We start from the raw sequence: 16,478 nt of genomic DNA, 5'->3' as shown, positions 1-16,478 counted from the left end.
TGGCGGCAGCGGATAACGAATCAGTGAACGGACAGGCTGTAGAAGCTTCGAGGGGCGCAGGCGCCGTCGAGGACGTGTTGGCGAGCGCCCCCGATCTTGCGGGGCTCGAGCCTGTTGAAAAGATCAAGCGGCGCTGGCCGATGTTCCTCGGCGCGGGCGTGACGCTGCTGATGGTGGCCGGGCTGCTGCACGAACTGCTCGGTTCGGGGCTGGAGCCGCTCCGGAAGGCGACGCCGTCCAATCCGCTCTTCTACATCGCGTTCGTGCTCTACTATCTCGGCCCGCCGACCTTCGACTACATCATTTTCCGGCGGCTGTGGCGCATTCCCTTTGCCGGCATGGTCGCGCTCCACAAGAAGCGCATCGCGAACGAGGTGCTCGTCGGCTATTCGGGCGAGGCCTATTTCTACGCCTGGGCGCGGCAGCGGACCCAGATGGTCGCCGCGCCGTTCGGTGCGGTCAAGGACGTCACCATCCTGTCGGCGATCGCGGGCAACGCGATCACGCTGGCGCTGGTCGCGATCGCGCTCCCGCTCGGCATCAACCTGCTGACCCCGGGTCAGCAAAAGGCGGCGATCGGCTCGGTGGCGATCATCATCGGCACCTCGGTGCCGTTCATGATCTTCTCGAAACGCGTTTTCTCGCTCCCGCGCGGGACGCTGTGGTGGGTGTTCGGCGTCCATTGCCTGCGCATCCTGTCGGGATCGTTGTTCATCGCACTCGCCTGGCATTTCGCCTTGCCCGAGGTGGCCGTGCGCGACTGGCTGTTCCTGGCCGCCGCACGCCTGCTCGCTTCGCGCCTGCCGCTCGTCCCCAACAAGGAGGTGGTGTTCGCCACTTTCGCGATCATGCTGATCGGGTCGGGCCAGGCGCTGTCGGAACTCATGGCGTTCATCGCCGCGCTATGCTTGGTGGCGCATGTGGTGTTGATCGCCCTGTTCGGCGTTGAGTCGTTCATCACGAGGAAGAAGCAATGATTCGTCCAACGACGATGGTCGTGCTGGCGCTTGCGGCGCTTGCCACCCCCGTCACGGTCCAGGCCCAGGTTCTGGGTGAAGATGCGTCCGCCTGCACCTCCGGCCGCGGTCCCGCGGTCCAGGTGAACGTGACGGGGCTCAAGGACCGCAGCGGCCGTCTGAAGCTCGAACTCTATCCCGCGACCGAGGAGGATTTCCTCAAGGACGACCATGACCTCGTCCGCGAGGGCAAGACCTTCCGCCGGATCTGGGCCGAAACGCCCGGCGGGTCGGGGCCGGTCGCGATGTGCATCCGCGTGCCGCACCCGGGCACGTTCGCGATCCTCTTCACGCACGACCGCGATCACAAGAACAAGTTCAACTTCTGGCAGGACGGCGCCGGCTTCCCCAGCAACCAGCGGCTGGGCCGCAGCCGTCCCAAGCTGCGGCAGGCGCTTGTTCATGTCGGGAACGGTGTGACGGTCGTGAACGTTCGGGCCCAGTATCTTCGCGGGCTGGGAGGGTTCGGCCCGCTCGAGTGAGGGCCATGGATGCGCATCGTCGACGTCAACGAATATTATTCTCCCACCGGCGGCGGCGTTCGCACCTATCTCGATCGTAAAATGGCCCTGATGGCCGAACTGGGGCACGAACTCATCGTCGTCGCCCCGGGCCGCGAGACGCGGGTCGAGCATCGCCCGGGCGGCGGACGGATCCACTGGGTCAAGGCGCCGCCGCTCGTGCTCGATCCGGCCTATCGAATCTTCGTTCGCGACGAACCCGTCTGGGCCGAACTCGACCGGCTCGCACCCGACATCGTCGAAACCAGTTCGCCCTGGCTCCCGGCATGGACCGTGGCGCGCTGGCGTGGCGACGCGCTCAAGATCTTCTTCGCCCACAACGACAATATCGGCGCCTATCCGCAACGCTGGCTCGAACGCGTCGCGACGCCGCTTCAGGTCGAACGCGCCTTTGCCTGGTACACGCGCTACATGGCGCGCTTCCTGTCGCATTATGACGGCTTCGTCACCAACGGTCCGGCGCTCGAGCGGCGCTTCACCCGGCGCGGGCTGCGCGTCGACGCGGTGATGCCGCTCGGCATCGAGCGCGAATGGTTCTCCCCCGATCTGCGCGATGAGGCATTGCGCGCCGCGCTGCTCGCCGAATGCGGCCTGCCGCCCAGTGCGCATCTGCTGCTCGGCCTGGGGCGGCACCACAAGGAAAAGCGCTGGCCGATGGTCATCGACGCCGTCGAGCGCGCCGCGACGGAGGTGCCGGTGGGCCTGATCCTCATCGGCGACGGCGTCGAGCGCCGGCGGCTCGAGGCGCGGATCGCGGGGAGCCCGCACATCCGCATCTTCCGCCCCGTCTATGACCGCGCGCGGCTTTCGCGGGTGATGGCAAGCTGCGACGCGCTGATCCATGGTTCGGATGCCGAACCCTTCGGGCTCGTCGCGGCCGAGGCGCTGGCATCGGGCGTTCCGCTGATCGGGCCTGACGAAGGCGGCTTTGCCGAGATTGCGCGGCCCGCCTTTGCCGAAACCTATGCGGCGCGCGACGGCCGGGCCGCGGCGGCGGCGATCTGTCGCCTCGTCGCCCGCGATCCCGCGACGCTGCGCGCCGCCGCACGGCAGGCGGCGGCATCGGTCCGTTCAGATCGCGACCATGCCCGCGAACTGTCCGCGCATTATGCGATGCTGCTCGCGCGGCGCCGGGCGGCGGTGTCGGCACGCCCGACGGCGGCGTCTGCGCCGCGCGCCGGGGGGACGACGCCGGTGCCCGCACGTGCGCCCGAGCCTGCGCTGGCGCGGGTCGCGGGCATCGCCTGACGCTCATAGAGGTCGATCATCCGGTCGCCCACGCGATACTGCCCCTTCAGGCGATAACGGCCCGCGCGCAGTTGAGCGAATGTGCGCGCGCGGATTTCGGCGCGCTCGCCGATGAAACGCGGCTGCATCACGACGAAACGGGGCGCGCGGGCAAATACCCGGTCGATCTCGGCCATCTGGTCTACGCCGATCGCGCCGTCCTCGCGCGTGCGCGTCAGGTGGCTGGGATAGAGCCAGCGGCTCACGCCGCAGCGGCCGGTATAGCCGTACAGCATCGCATCGCCCGAATAGACGAACATGCACTCGCGCCCCTGGCCGATCGCATGCGCCAGCGCTTCGATCTCGGCGGCACTGCCGCGTCCGCGCTGCTTCTGCCACACCATCGCGGTGCCGATCACGCCGATCAGCGCCAGCAGCGCCACCGCCGTGCGCCGGCCCTGCGTCCCCATCCCGAAATAGCCCGCGCAGCAGAGCGCCGCGGGCAGCATCACCGGCAACGCATAATGGGTGAAATAACCGCCGAACGCGATCAGCCCCGCGCACGCGGCGATCAGCCACCCGAACAGCAGGGTGCGCACCGGCGGCACCGCATTGTCCGCGCGCGTTACCCGATAGGAAAGCCCGCTCACGATCAGCAACGGCGCAAGGTACAGCAGCACCTCCAGCAGCCCGCCGATCAGTTCGATCGGCGGGTCGCTGCGCCGGTCGAGGATCGATCCGAAATTGGCATAGAACCAGGCGTCGCCATGCCCCATCGCGGCGTAGCTGAGTCCGGCAATCAGCGTCGGGCTCAGCGCGACGCCCGCCAGCACGCTGCCCAGTCCCAGCACACGCGGCAGCGCGACGCCCAGCCGCAGTTCGCGCCACAACAGCCACAGCCCCAGGAACACGCCCTCGAACAGCACCGTGTATTTGATCTGCAGCCCGATCGCGAACAGCAGCATCGCGACCGCCGCCTTGATCCGCCGCACCGTCTCGTTGTCGGCGGCCGGCGTGTCGGGCAGCACCAGCGCAAAGGCGGCGGCGGTCAGCAGGTTGTAGAAGACGGGCGACTGTCCGCCCTGGCCGTCGGCAAGGTTGAGCGCCACGATGTAGAGCATCGCGGCCGGCAGCGCACCCGCCTCCCATCCGGCGCGGCAGGCCATGCGATGGATCAGCATCGCCGTCAGCACCACGCTTGCCAGCGCCATCATCTGATAGGCCCAGATGCCCGTCGGGACGCCCAGCGCGGCGGCGGGGAGATAGATCAGGAACAGCCCGATCGGCTTGCGGTCCCAGATGTCGACGAACGGCAGCGCGCCGTCGAGCATCCGCTGGGCGGTGACGAAATAGAATTGCTCGTCGACATGGACGAGCGGATCGCCAAAGGTCAGCGCGCGCGCCGCGATCGCGGTCACGAGCAGGGCCAGCCAGATGGGAAGGGCAAGCGCCCGGTCCGGAATGCGCGTCGCTGCGCGCGTGGTTGCCAGCGTCTCGACCGGCATCAGCGAGCGCATGGGTGCCGGGCGTGATCGTCCGGCCGATAGTCTGAGCACATAGGAAGTGAAACCTGCATTTGTGCCCCCGTCGGGTCGGAATTAGCCGAGCCGGCGGCGCTTGTCACGGGGGCGACATCTACGCGCGGCAACAGGCCGTCACAAAATCAGAGGGACGCCCCATGACCACCCAGATCGATCGTCGTTCACTGCTGCTCACCGGCAGCTTCGGGCTCGGTGCGCTTGCCATCCCCGGCTTTGCGCTCGCCCAGTCGGCCGCGCGCGGCTTCACCCATTCGGTGGCAAGCGGTGAGCCCGCGGCCGATTCGGTGCTGGTCTGGACGCGCTATGTCCCCGCCGATGGCGGCGCCGCGCATGTTCGCGCCGAATTGTCGGAAACCCAGGATTTCGCGCGCGTCGTCGGCGGCGGCCAAGTCATCACCGGACCCTGGCGCGACCACACGGTCAAGGTGACCGTCGCGGGTCTCGCGCCCGGCCGGCGCTATTTCTACCGCTTCATTGCGCCCGACGGGACGATTTCGCCGATCGGCCGCACGATGACGCTGCCCGAAGGCGACACGCGCCGCTTCGGCATCGCCGTCTTCTCCTGCTCGAACCTGCCCTTCGGCTATTTCAACGCCTATGCCCATGCGGCGCAGCGCGACGATATCGACCTGTGGATCCATCTCGGCGACTATCTCTACGAGTACAAGCGCGGCGGCTACGCGCCCAAGGACGGCGCGGTGGACGGACGCTGGCCCGAACCTGCGGGCGAGATGATCCACCTCGCCGACTATCGCCTGCGCTATGCCAGCTATCGCAGCGACCCCGATCTCCAGGAACTCCACCGGCTCAAGCCGATGCTCGTCCAGTGGGACGATCACGAAAGCGCGAACGACAGCTGGGAAGGCGGTGCCGAGAACCACGACGCCGACGAGGGCGACTGGTCGGCGCGCAAGGCGGCGGCGATGCAGGTGTTCCGCGAATGGATGCCCGTCTCCGAATCGCCCTGGGGCACCTATGCGATCGGCAACCTCGCGACCTTCTTCCGCACCGAATCGCGGCTGCTCGGCCGCACGCAGCAGCCCGACATCGCGCCGCTGTTCAAGGAAGCCGATCCGGCCCGCGCGCTCGCGGCGTTCCGCGACGGCGCGTGGCAGGATCCCGCCGCCTCGATGCTGGGGTCCGAACAGGAAAACTGGCTCGCACATGCCATGGCGGCCTCGGTGCGCACCGGCCAGCGCTGGCAGGTGGTCGGCTTCGGCACGATCATGGGCAACACCCGCCTGCCCGAACAGGCGGCGAGCTGGCTTTCCGCCGATACCTCGTCGCGGGCGCGCCAATATGTCGAGGCCGGCGTCGCCGCCAGCCGGCTCGGCCTGCCGCTCGGCTATGACAACTGGGGCGGCTACCCGGCGGCGCGCGCGCGTTTCCTCAAATCGGCGCAGGCGATGGGGGCCAATCTGCTCGTCGTCTGCGGCGACAGCCACAATGCCTGGGCCTATGACCTGGCGCAGGACGGCCGCCCCGCGGGCGTCGAGTTTGCGGGCCACAGCGTCACCTCGCCGGGCTTCGAAAGCGCGACCGCGGCCGATCCGAAGGTCGTCGCCGCGGGGCTCGTTGCCGCCAATCCCGAGCTCAAATGGTGCGACACCAGCCGTCGCGGCTACATGGCGCTCACGCTCACGCCCGATCGCGCGACCAACGACTGGATCTTCGTCGATACGGTGCGCCAGCGTTCGACCCGCGCCAGCATCGGCCACACCGCCACGGTGCTGCGCGGCCGCAACGTCATGGCCTGAGCGTCCGCCCTCCCGCCGTCGGTGCGGCGGGAGGGGGCCTGTTCATCCTTCCAGCGACTTGGTCGCCTGTTCATAGGTGTCCTTGCTCAGCCCCGGCGTCGCGACGATCCGTTCGAGCTCGGCACGCATCCGCGCGGCGCGATCGGCGCCGAAACGCTTCCACCGTCCCAGCGGCGGCACCAGCTTCGCCGCGGTTTGCGGGTTCAACCGGTCCAGCGCGATCAGCTGGTCCGCGACGAAGCGATAGCCGCGGCCCGATTCGTGGTGGAAGGCGCGCTGGTTGACGCTGAACGCGCCGATCAGCGCGCGCGCGCGGTTGGGGTTGGCCAGCGTGAAGTCGGGGTGCCGCGCCAGCGCCGCGACGGCCTCGACCGTGTCGTCGCGCGGCGACAGCGCCTGCGTCTGGAACCATTTGTCGATCACCAGCGCATTGCCGGCATAGCGCGCATAGAACGCGGCCAGCGCTTCTGCCCGTTCCGGCGAATCGCCGCTCACCAGCGTGCTCAGCGCACCCTGCCGGTCGGTCATGTTGTCCGCCGCCTCGAACTGGGCATAGGCAAGCGCGGGCGCGTCGGCCGCGCCGCTCGCCGCGATATAGCCCAAAGCGACGTTGCGCAGCCGCCGCGCGCCCTTGGCCGCGGGCGAGGTCTCGAACCGGTTCTGGCGCAACGCGTCATGCGTTTCGCGCCATTCGGCGATCAGCGCGCGGCCCAGTTCGGCGCGCAGCGCCTCGCGCGCACGGAAAATCGCCTCGGGTTCCACCACCGCCATCTGGTCGCCGATGAAGCTGTCGGAGGGCAGCAGCACCGCCTCGCCGACAAAGGCACGGTCGAGCGCGGGGTCGGCCAGCGTGTTGCGCACCGCCTCGATCACCGGCCCATGGTCGGCCTTGCCCTCGCGCACCGCAGTGACGAGCGTGTCGAGCATCAGCTGCTGCATCGCCTCATAGCGCGCGAACGGATCGTCGTCGTGCGCTGAAAGGAACGCCAGGTCGGCCGCGCTGCGGTTGGTCTCGACGATCACCGGCGCCGAAAAGCCGCGGTTGATCGAAAGCACCGGCGCCTCGTCGATCGCGTCGAACACGATCTGCTGCGTCGGCTCGTTGAGCAGCACCAGCCGTTCCTCGGTCAGCGGCCGTCCGCTCGTCCCGCCGAACAGGCGCAGCTTCAGCGGCAGCACCATCGGCGCCTTCACCGGCTGGCCGGGCGTCGGCGGCACCGTCTGCGTCAGGTCGAGCACCGCGCGCCCGTCCTGGTGGTGGAGCGCCGCCCGCACGCGCGGCGTCCCGGCCTGGCTGTACCACAGCCGGAACTGGCCCAGGTCGACGCCGCCGGCCTCTTCCATGCACGCAACGAAGTCCTCGCACGTCGCCGCCGTGCCGTCGAACCGGTCGAAATACAGGTCGGTCGCCGCGCGGAACCGGTCGGGGCCCAGGATGGTGTGCATCATCCGGATCAGCTCGGCGCCCTTGTTGTAGATGGTGGCGGTGTAGAAGTTCGAGATCTCGATATATTCCTCGGGCCGCACCGGGTGGGCGAGCGGTCCCGAATCCTCCGGAAACTGGCTCGCGCGCAGCGACCGCACATCCTCGATCCGCTTGACCGCGGGCGATCCCTGGTCGGCCGAGAAGCTCTGGTCGCGAAAGACGGTGAAGCCTTCCTTCAGGCTGAGCTGGAACCAGTCGCGGCACGTCACGCGGTTGCCCGACCAGTTGTGGAAATATTCGTGCGCGACCACGGCGGCGATCGCGTCATAGTCGTAATCGGTCGCGGTGTCGGGATCGGCCAGGATATAGCGGCTGTTGAAGACATTCAGCCCCTTGTTCTCCATCGCGCCGAAGTTGAAGTCGTCGACCGCGACGATGTTGAACACGTCCAGGTCGTATTCGCGGCCATAGACGCGCTCGTCCCACGCCATGCTCAGCTTCAGCGCCTCGAGCGCATGGCCGGTCTTGGCGATGTCGGGCTGGCGGACCCAGATGCCCAGCGCCACCTCGCGTCCCGACCGCGTGGTGAAGCTGCCGCGATTGGCGACCAGGTCGCCCGCCACCAGCGCGAACAGATAGCTCGGCTTGGGGAACGGATCGTGCCATTCGGCCCAGTGGCGGCCGTCGTCCAGCACGCCCTCGCCCACCGGGTCGCCATTGGCGAGCAGCACGGGAAAGCGTGCCTTGTCCGCCGTCATCCGCACCTTGTAACGCGACAGCACGTCGGGCCGGTCGGGGAAGAAGGTGATGCGCCGGAACCCCTCGGCCTCGCACTGCGTGCACAGGATCCCGCCCGACGCATAGAGCCCCTGCAACTGCGTGTTGCGTTCGGGGGCGATCACCACCTCGGTCTCGATCCGGTGGCGTTCGCCGGCCAGCGGCACGATCAGGTTGCCGTCCTCGATCGACCGGCGCGCGCTCGCATCGCCGTCGACGGCCACGCGCACCGGCGTCAGCCCGTCGCCGTCGAGCCGCAACGGCCGGTCGTGCGCGCCGTTGCGCACGACCTCCAGCACCGCGCGCACGCGCGTCGCGGCGGGATCGAGCGCGAAATCGAGCGTGATTTCGGGGACCAGCCAGTCGGGCTGCCGGTAATCGTCGCGGCGCGTCACGCGCGGCGTCGCGGTTGCATTCGGTGCGTCTGCCATCATGCGACAGGATATAGGGCCATGGGCGCCGCCCGCCATCCCATTCTCGCCCGAACCATTTCTGTCGTTGCGCCGGCGGTGTGTGATGCTACCGATACGCCGGTCACAGGTTTTCAGGAAGAGGGGTTGCATGTTCCGATTGACCGCGCCGCTGGCGATCGCCGCCATTGCCGCGTCCGCCGCCACCGCCCAGACGGCGCCGACGCCGGCGCCCGCACCGGCCCCCGCCGCGACGGGCATGTCCGCGGCGGAAAAGAACGCGATCATCACCGCGCCGCTGCCCGAGGATCAGGCGGCGATGAAGAGCCATGTGATGTTCCTCGCCTCCGATCCGATGCGCGGCCGCGACGCGGGCTCGAACGAATATGACATCGCCGCGCAATATGTGGCGTCGCAATTCTATGCCCAGGGGCTGCGCCCGGCGGGCGATGCCGGCGGCTATCTGCAAAAGGTGCCGCTCGTCGCCTACAACGCCGCGGACAAGGGCAGCATGGTCGTCTCGCGCAAGGGCAGCGATCCGGTCGCGCTCGCCTTCGGCCAGGATTTCGTCCCCGGCGCGGTTCCCGCCAGCCCCAGCTTCACGCTCACCGCGCCCGTCGTCTTCGTCGGCTACGGCATCGTCGGCGTGGGCCGCGACGACTATAAGGGCGCCGATGTGAAGGGTAAGATCGTCGCCTTTTTCGGCGGCGCGCCCAGCAGCTTCCCGGGCGAGGAGCGCGCGCATTTCGGCAGCCCCGCGTCCAAGGCCGAAATCGCGATGAAGAAGGGCGCGGTCGGCTATATCACGCTCGAATCGCCGATCACCGCGCGCAACCGCCCCTTCGCGATGGCGGCCAGCTTCTGGGATCGCCCGCGCGTGACCTGGGCCGACGCGAGCGGCGTGGGCCACATCCCCACCCCGGCGACGCCCGGCCTCGGCGCGCTCAGCATGGCGGGCGCGGCCAAGCTCTTCGCCGGCACGCCCGGCGCGTGGGATGCGATCCGCAAGGCGGCGGAGGTCGACGGCGCCACCTTCAAGCCGGTCCAGCTTCCGGGCACGCTCACCGTGTCGCTCAAGACGACGTCGAAGCCGCTCACCAGCTACAATGTCGCGGGCCTGCTGCCGGGCAGCGACCCCAAGCTCAAGGACGAGGTCGTGGTGCTCACCGCGCATCTCGACCATGTCGGCGTCGGTCGTCCCGATCGGAAGGGCGACACCATCTACAACGGCGCGATGGACAATGCGGTCGGCGTCGCCTCGCTGATCGAGGAGGCCAAGCGGTTCAAGGCGTCGGGCAAGGCGCCGCGCCGCTCGGTGCTTTTCCTTGCCGTCACCGCCGAGGAAAAGGGCCTCGTGGGCGCCGATTATTTCGCGCACAACCCCACGCTGCCCAAGGCGAACCTCGTCGCCGACGTCAATCTCGACATGCCGATCATCACCTACAAGTTCTCGGACATCGTCGTGTTCGGCGCGCCGCGCTCGACGCTCGGCCCGATCGTGCAGAAGGCGGCGGCCGAAATCGGCGTCACCATCTCGCCCGATCCGATGCCCGAAGAGGGGCTGTTCGTGCGTTCGGACCATTATCGCTTCGTCCAGCAGGGCATCCCCTCGGTGTTCCTGTGGCCGGGTCAGGCCGGGCCGGGCAAGGAAGCGACCGAACGCTTCATGAAGGAACATTATCACCAGGCCTCGGACGAGGTCGCGCAGGAACCCGGCATCGACTGGGAATCGGGCGTGCGCTTCGTCGACGTCAACTATCGCATCGCCCGCGCGATCGCCGACGCCGATCAGCGGCCGGTGTGGAACAAGGGTGATTTCTTCGGCACCTTCTTTGGCGGCCCTGTCGCCCGCTGATCGTGCCCCGGCCGGGGCGGGCGACCGCACGACGCTGTCGGCGGTCCGCCTGCTCCTGTTCGGGCCGGGTTATTGCGGCGCGCGGATCGCCGCCGCCGTCGTCGCGCGCGGGGGACAGGTGACGGCGGTGACGCGCGACGGGCGCGACGCCACGCTCGCGCTCGACGACAGCCCCGCTGTCGCGGCCGCGCTCGCGCGGGCGACCCACCTGCTTTCGACCGTCCCGCCCGATGCCGCGGGCGATCCCGTGCTCGGCCGCCATGGCGCGGCGATCGCCGCTGCGGCGGCGGGCGGGTGCTGGATCGGCTATCTCTCGTCGACGGGCGTCTATGGCGATGTCGGCGGCGCCTGGGTCGACGAGGCGAGCCCCACCGGCACGGGCCGGCGCAGCGCGCGCAGCACCGCCGATGCCGCCTGGGGCGCGCTTCCCGGCGCGCGGCGGTTCCGGCTGCCCGGCATCTATGGTCCCGGCCGATCGCCGCTCGACCGGCTCCGTGCCGGGCAGGCGGTGCGTGTCGACGTGCCGGGACAGGTGTTCAGCCGCGTCCATGTCGACGATCTGGTCGCGGGCGTGCTCGCCGCTCTCGACGCGCCGGCCGGCATCTACAATCTCGCCGACGATCTTCCCGCGTCGCAGGCCGACGTGATCGCCTATGCCGCGCGGCTGCTCGGATGCGTGCCGCCGCCGCTGGTGCCGCTTGACCGGGCGGGGCTCAGCGCCGCGGCGCTTGCCTTCTATGCCGAAAACCGGCGCGTCGCGAACGGGCGGGCGCGGCGGCTGCTCGGCTGGGCGCCGCTCTATCCCGATTACCGCGCGGGCCTGCGCGCCCTCAGCGCGACGACCAGCCCCGCCAGCGCCAGCACCGCGCCGCCGATCGCCAGTCCGGACCAGCGATAACCCTCGATCCACGTCGAAAACAGCATCGCGACCACCGGAATGACCACGCCGGTATACGCCGCCTTGGCCGGGCCGATCGTGCGGATCATGCGGAAATAAAGGCTGAACGCCACCGCCGATCCCAGCACGCCCAGATACAGGATGCCGCCCAGATAGGCGAGGCGCCATTCGAACACCGGCGGTCCTGCCATGACCCAGGCGATCGCGGCGTCGATGCCCGCGCCGCCCAGCATCGCCCAGCCGAGCATCGCCGTCATCGGATAGGCCTGGGCGGTGCGCGTCGCCTGCATCACATTGGCGATCGACGCTGCCAGCACGCCGGCCAGCGCCAGCCCGATGCCGATCACCGCCTCGTGCGGCCCGGCATGGGCCATCCGTGCCTCGTGGACGAACAGCAGCGCGATGCCGGCCATCGCGATCGCCGATCCGATCAGCAGTTGCTGTCCCATCCGCTGCCCCAGAAAGACCCGCGCGAGCAGCGCGTTGGGGACGAGGAGCAGCGCATAGACGATCGCGACGACGCCCGAGGTGATGTGCGCCTCGGCGCGATAGACGAGGTTGAAGTTGAGCACGAACTGCGCGAGCCCCAGCAGTACCGCGAAGCCATAGCCGCGCGCGTCGAGCCACAGCCGTTCGCGCCGCATCGCCGCCCAGCCGAGCATCGTCACGCCCGCGACAAGGAACCGATAGCTGATCGACCAGCTTGCGGGCACGACCGCGATCTGGTCGCGGATGACGATCCAGGTCGATCCCCAGATCAGCACGACGATCGCGAACGGGATCAGCACCGTCAGCCGCGTCGAGCGCGGCGGCGTGGGCGTTGGGGGCGAGGCGTCGTCCGGCGCGCTCACAGCGCGGCGATCGCGTCGGCCAGCGGCGCGACGACGCCCGCGTCCTGGTCCCATGCCGTCACCAGCCGGATCTCGCCCGGCGCCCAGTCGTAAAAGTCGAATCCCTGCGCGCGCAGCGCTGCCGCCTCGGCGGGCGTGACCTTCAGGAAAACCTCGTTGGCCTCGACCGGGTGGACCAGCCGCGCCGGTCCCGCCGCTGCGGCCAGCCGTGCCGCGCCCGCATTGGCCGCGCGCGCATGGTCGAGCCAGCGGTCCTCCGCCAGCATCGCCAGCAATTGCGCCGCCAGATAGCGGCCCTTGGAAAACAGCAGCCCCGCGCGCTTGCGGCGATAACGCGCGACATCGGCCAGCTCGGTGCGGAAAAACACCAGCGCCTCGGCGCTCATCCCGCCATTCTTGATGAAGCCGAAGCTCAGCGCGTCGACCCCCGCCTGCCAGGTCAGCGCCGCGGGCGAGCATCCCAGATGCGCGACGGCATTGGCAAAGCGCGCGCCGTCCATGTGCAGGCCCAGCGCGCGCGCGCGCGCCACCGCGCCGATCGCCGCCACCTCGTCGGGGGTATAGACGCGGCCATATTCGGTCGCGTTGGTGATCGAGATCGCGTGCGGCTGCACCTGGTGCACGTCGTTGCGGATCGCGCCCGCCACCGCCTCGATCGCGGCCGGGGTCAGCTTCGCGCCCGGTCCGTCGGCGAGGATCAGCTTGGCGCCGTGCGTATAGAATTCGGGCGCGCCGCCCTCGTCGTTCTGGATATGCGCGTCGCGGTGGCAGATCACGCCGCCGTGCGGCGGGCACAGCGCGGCGAGCGCCAGGCAGTTGGCCGCGGTCCCCGACGGCACCCACAGCACGCGCACCTCTGTCTCGAACAGCGCCGAGAAGCGGGCGTCGAGCGCCTGCGACCAGCGGTCGCCGTCATAGGCGGTGTCGAGCGTGTTCGCCTCGGCCAGCGCGGCAAGCACGGCGGGCGCGACGGGGGCGGCATTGTCCGAAAAGAAGCGCATGGCGCTGCCTTGCGGCCCCGCGCGGCGCGGGTCAACCGCCCCCGACGGGATCAGAAGGTGCCGTCGCCGGCGGGCGCGTCGGGCGTCCGCGTCCGCCGCGCCGTCGGGGTCGCGTCACCGCCGGGGCGCCGCCCGGTGTCGGGCGCGGGCCGCGCCGGGGCCGGGGCGCCGCGTGCGCCGGGGCTGGGGGCGGCGCGTGCGGACGGCGGCGGCGCGGGCTCGGGCGGCCCGGCGTCGGGATCGCCCTGCGGATCCACCTGCGTCTCGACGCGGCTGCCCTCGACAAAGTCCTGGACGCCGTTCAGCACGTCGTCGAGCGTCATCGCGTTGTTGCCTTCCTCCTCGACCGGCGGCGGCGGGGGCAGCGTCAGGTCGAGCGCGCGGACCATGAAGTCCTTCCAGATCCGCGCCGGCAACCCGCCGCCCGCCAGGCCCGGCACCGCCTTGTTGTCGTCGCGGCCGACCCACACGCCCACGACCAGGTCGCCGGCATAGCCGACGAACAGCGCGTCGCGGCCGTCCTGCGTCGTCCCGGTCTTGCCATAGGTCGGCACGGGCAGGTTGGCGCCGCGCCCGGTCCCCGCCTCGACCACCGTCGCCAGCAGCGAGCGCAGGTCGGCCAGCTCGCGCCCGCCATAGCTGCGCGGGCCGCTGAGCTGGCGCGACAGCCAGTCGCTGTCGGCGGGGTCGTCGTCGACGCCGCGCGGCCGCACCGGATAGCTGCCATTGGCCACCGACGCATAGGCCGCGGTCAGTTCGAGCAGCGACACGCCCGAGGTGCCGAGCGCGATCGACGCCTCGTTGGGGATCGGCGTCGAAATGCCCAGGTCGCGCGCCGCCTGGATCACCTTGCTCGGTCCCATGTCGGCGGTCAGCCGCGCCGCGACGACGTTGCTCGACTTGGCGAAGGCGCGCCGCAGCGGGATGCGCCCGGCATAGCGGCCCTCGGCATTTTCGGGCTTCCACCCGGCGATCTCGACGGGCGAATCGTCGACCATCGTGTCGGGCGTCATCCCCGAACGCAGCGCGGCGAGATAGACGAACAGCTTGAAGGTCGAACCCGGCTGGCGTCGCGCCTGCGTCGCGCGGTTGAACGCGCTTTCGGTATAGCTGCGGCCGCCCACCATCGCGACGACGCGGCCGTCGGGGTGCATCGCCACCATCGCCACCTGCGCACCGCTGAGGCCGGCGCCCTTGATGACGCGCTCGGCCGCCGCCTGCAGCCGCGTGTCGAGCGTCGTGCGCACCGTCTGTTCGCTCGCGATCTCGCCCGCGCGGTCGCGCGCCTGCGGCAGCACCCAATCGGCGAAATAGGTGCCGCTCGGCAGGTCCTCGGCGGTCTTGCGGACGTGGAGCACGGCGGGGCGCACGCGCGCCGCCTCGGCCGCGGTCAGGAAACCGGCATCGGCCATCGCCGCCACCACCAGCTTTTGCCGCGCCCGCGCGCCGTCGAGATTGCCCGTCGGCGCCAGTCGCGACGGCGCCTTGACCAGCCCCGCCAGCATGCTCGCCTGGCTCACCGTCAGGTCCTCGGGCGCGACCGAGAAATAATGCTGCGACGCCGCGCGCAGCCCGTACACATTGTCGCCGAAATAGACGTTCGAAAGATAGCGCGAGAGGATCTCGTCCTTCTTCAGCCACGCCTCGAGCCAGAAGGCGATCAGCACCTCCTGGAACTTGCGCGTCGCGGTGCGGTCCATCGTCAGGAACGCGTTCTTGGCAAGCTGCTGCGTGATCGTGCTCGCGCCCTGCGAACTGCCGTCGCTCGTCGCATTGTGGAGCACCGCGCGCACGATGCCGCGCGGGTCGACGCCCCAGTGGCTGTAGAATCGCCGGTCCTCGATCGCGACGAACGCCTCGCCGACATGGCGGGGCAGCTTCTTCACGTCGACGGGCTTGTCGATCACCGCGCCGCGCCGCGCGATCGGCGTGCCGTCGGCGGCAAGCAGCGTGATCGACGGCGGCGTCGGCGGCTGGAGCGACTTGGAAAGCGGTGCGGTCACCGCCAGCCATCCCACCGCCACGACGAACAGCACGATCAGCGCCGCGACGCCGCGCGCCGCCCAGCGCCACGTCGATCGCCGCAACAGGAAATTGCGCCGGGGCGCCGCGGCCTCGCCGCCGGGCTGCTCCGGTTCCTGGCCGTGCAGCCACGGTGCGTCGGGATCGTCGGGGCCGCCGCCGCCCGCGCCGCCGCCGCCGGGCATTCCGGGGCCGCCCGCGCCGTTCGCCGGGCCTTGCGCGCCGTCGCCGCGCCGCCACCATCCGCCGCGCCGCGGCGCCGGTGCCTCGGCGACCGGATCGACCGCGGGATAGGGGGGGGCCGGGGGCATCACGCGCCCGCCCGGCGCCAGCGGCAGCGGCGCCGCATCGTCGTCGAGCGGCCGCGATCGCCAGCCGCGCGGCGGCGCTGCCTCGTCCTCGTCCGACTGGGAACGCCGACGCAGCGGAAAGCTGCTCTCGCTGGAACCGGGATCACGCGCCATGGCGCGCCTCTAGACCCCTCGCGCGCCGCTGCAAAGCACTAGCCATGAGGTGTATTGATATTCCAATACAGTCCGCCCGGCAAGCCGCGCACCAACCCGCGTGCCCGCCCGTTCCGCAGCCCACCCCCGTTCAGGCTTCCAGCTCCACGTCCCAGTACAGCCAGTCGCGCCAGGTCTCGTGCAGGTGGTTGGGCGGAAACCGGCGGCCATGTTCCTGCAACTGCCAGCTCGTCGGGCGAATCGGCGCCTCGGCCAGCGGCATCGCCGCCTGGCGCGGCGTCCGGCCGCCCTTTTTCAGGTTGCACGGCGCGCACGCGGTGACCACATTTTCCCAGGTGGTCCGCCCGCCCTGCGCGCGCGGCACGACATGGTCGAACGTCAGGTCGTGGTGGCTGCCGCAATATTGGCACGCGAAACGGTCGCGCAGGAACAGGTTGAACCGGGTAAAGGCGGGGAATTGCGACGGCTTCACATATTGCTTCAGCGCGATCACCGACGGCAGCTTCAGCCGCGCGCTCGGGCTGCGCACTTCGCGCTCGTAATAGGAAACGACGTCGACGCGCTCGAGGAACAGGGCCTTGATCGCCGTCTGCCACGGCCACAGGCTGAGCGGATAATAGCTGAGCGGCGTATAATCGGCATTGAGCACGAGCGCCGGGCAACCGTCCGGATGGCGGATCAGATCGGGATGGTACATGCACACCCTCGCCCT

Annotated in this window: 11 protein-coding genes; 6 read left to right on the top strand and 5 right to left on the bottom strand. The window is 69.9% G+C overall.

All coding sequences use genetic code 11. The annotated features are described in order from the left end of the window. Nucleotides 1-74 precede the first annotated feature (74 nt). The 4 genes from ACT3CF_RS12190 to ACT3CF_RS12175 all read left to right on the top strand — a co-directional run bounded on the left by ACT3CF_RS12190 (nt 75) and on the right by ACT3CF_RS12175 (nt 6,062). The gene (locus tag ACT3CF_RS12190; RefSeq protein ID WP_478423122.1) at nt 75-977 is read left to right on the top strand and encodes a hypothetical protein; all 903 of its coding nucleotides are present in this window, start codon (nt 75-77) and stop codon (nt 975-977) included. Continuing rightward, the gene (locus ACT3CF_RS12185) at nt 974-1,498 is read left to right on the top strand and encodes a DUF2141 domain-containing protein (RefSeq protein ID WP_478423121.1); all 525 of its coding nucleotides are present in this window, start codon (nt 974-976) and stop codon (nt 1,496-1,498) included. The genes ACT3CF_RS12190 and ACT3CF_RS12185 overlap by 4 nt, the downstream gene beginning before the upstream one ends. Before the next feature lie 9 nt (nt 1,499-1,507). Beyond that, on the top strand, nt 1,508-2,785 hold the full coding sequence (locus ACT3CF_RS12180; protein WP_478423119.1) for a glycosyltransferase: 1,278 nt from the start codon (nt 1,508-1,510) through the stop codon (nt 2,783-2,785). 1,657 nt (nt 2,786-4,442) lie between these two features. Next, complete coding sequence (locus tag ACT3CF_RS12175) at nt 4,443-6,062, top strand: alkaline phosphatase D family protein (protein WP_478423117.1); 1,620 nt, start codon at nt 4,443-4,445, stop codon at nt 6,060-6,062. A gap of 42 nt (nt 6,063-6,104) precedes the next feature. Here ACT3CF_RS12175 and pepN read toward each other — a convergent pair whose 3' ends face one another. After that, nucleotides 6,105-8,696 (bottom strand): aminopeptidase N, encoded by a 2,592-nt coding sequence (gene pepN, locus ACT3CF_RS12170; RefSeq protein ID WP_478423115.1) that lies wholly within the window; start codon nt 8,694-8,696, stop codon nt 6,105-6,107. A 130-nt stretch (nt 8,697-8,826) separates the two neighbouring features. Here pepN and ACT3CF_RS12165 point away from each other — a divergent pair, with 130 nt between their 5' ends. Both ACT3CF_RS12165 and ACT3CF_RS12160 read left to right on the top strand, forming a co-directional pair. Continuing rightward, complete coding sequence (locus ACT3CF_RS12165; protein ID WP_478423113.1) at nt 8,827-10,530, top strand: M28 family metallopeptidase; 1,704 nt, start codon at nt 8,827-8,829, stop codon at nt 10,528-10,530. Between the two features lie 34 nt (nt 10,531-10,564). Beyond that, nucleotides 10,565-11,428 carry a Rossmann-fold NAD(P)-binding domain-containing protein gene (locus ACT3CF_RS12160; protein WP_478423484.1) on the top strand — a complete coding sequence of 288 codons (864 nt, stop codon included), beginning with the start codon at nt 10,565-10,567 and terminating at the stop codon, nt 11,426-11,428. Here ACT3CF_RS12160 and ACT3CF_RS12155 read toward each other — a convergent pair. The 4 genes from ACT3CF_RS12155 to ACT3CF_RS12140 form a co-directional block, all read right to left on the bottom strand. Beyond that, complete coding sequence (locus ACT3CF_RS12155; RefSeq protein ID WP_478423111.1) at nt 11,338-12,279, bottom strand: DMT family transporter; 942 nt, start codon at nt 12,277-12,279, stop codon at nt 11,338-11,340. The two genes, ACT3CF_RS12160 and ACT3CF_RS12155, sit on opposite strands and share 91 nt — an antisense overlap. Next, nucleotides 12,276-13,280, bottom strand: coding sequence for a threonine aldolase family protein (locus ACT3CF_RS12150; protein WP_478423109.1), 1,005 nt, complete (start codon nt 13,278-13,280; stop codon nt 12,276-12,278). The genes ACT3CF_RS12155 and ACT3CF_RS12150 overlap by 4 nt, the downstream gene beginning before the upstream one ends. A 50-nt stretch (nt 13,281-13,330) precedes the next feature. Next, the gene (locus tag ACT3CF_RS12145) at nt 13,331-15,766 is read right to left on the bottom strand and encodes a transglycosylase domain-containing protein (protein WP_478423107.1); all 2,436 of its coding nucleotides are present in this window, start codon (nt 15,764-15,766) and stop codon (nt 13,331-13,333) included. 130 nt (nt 15,767-15,896) lie between these two features. After that, nucleotides 15,897-16,463: an HNH endonuclease gene (locus tag ACT3CF_RS12140; RefSeq protein WP_478423105.1), complete on the bottom strand. Its 567-nt coding sequence runs from the start codon at nt 16,461-16,463 to the stop codon at nt 15,897-15,899. Between the last annotated feature and the right edge of the window lie 15 nt (nt 16,464-16,478).

The sequence above is a fragment of the Sphingomonas chlorellae genome, from assembly GCF_056485145.1.
Note: the sequence above shows the minus strand (reverse complement) of the source record. Positions and strands in the feature narration are given on the sequence as shown.

Coding starts and splice junctions, on each gene's coding strand:
- ACT3CF_RS12185 (WP_478423121.1), top strand. CDS start 974: ATGATTCGTCCAACGACGATGGTCGTGCTGGCGCTTGCGGCGCTTGCC.
- ACT3CF_RS12180 (WP_478423119.1), top strand. CDS start 1,508: ATGCGCATCGTCGACGTCAACGAATATTATTCTCCCACCGGCGGCGGC.
- ACT3CF_RS12175 (WP_478423117.1), top strand. CDS start 4,443: ATGACCACCCAGATCGATCGTCGTTCACTGCTGCTCACCGGCAGCTTC.
- pepN (WP_478423115.1), bottom strand. CDS start 8,696: ATGGCAGACGCACCGAATGCAACCGCGACGCCGCGCGTGACGCGCCGC.
- ACT3CF_RS12165 (WP_478423113.1), top strand. CDS start 8,827: ATGTTCCGATTGACCGCGCCGCTGGCGATCGCCGCCATTGCCGCGTCC.
- ACT3CF_RS12150 (WP_478423109.1), bottom strand. CDS start 13,280: ATGCGCTTCTTTTCGGACAATGCCGCCCCCGTCGCGCCCGCCGTGCTT.
- ACT3CF_RS12145 (WP_478423107.1), bottom strand. CDS start 15,766: ATGGCGCGTGATCCCGGTTCCAGCGAGAGCAGCTTTCCGCTGCGTCGG.
- ACT3CF_RS12140 (WP_478423105.1), bottom strand. CDS start 16,463: ATGTACCATCCCGATCTGATCCGCCATCCGGACGGTTGCCCGGCGCTC.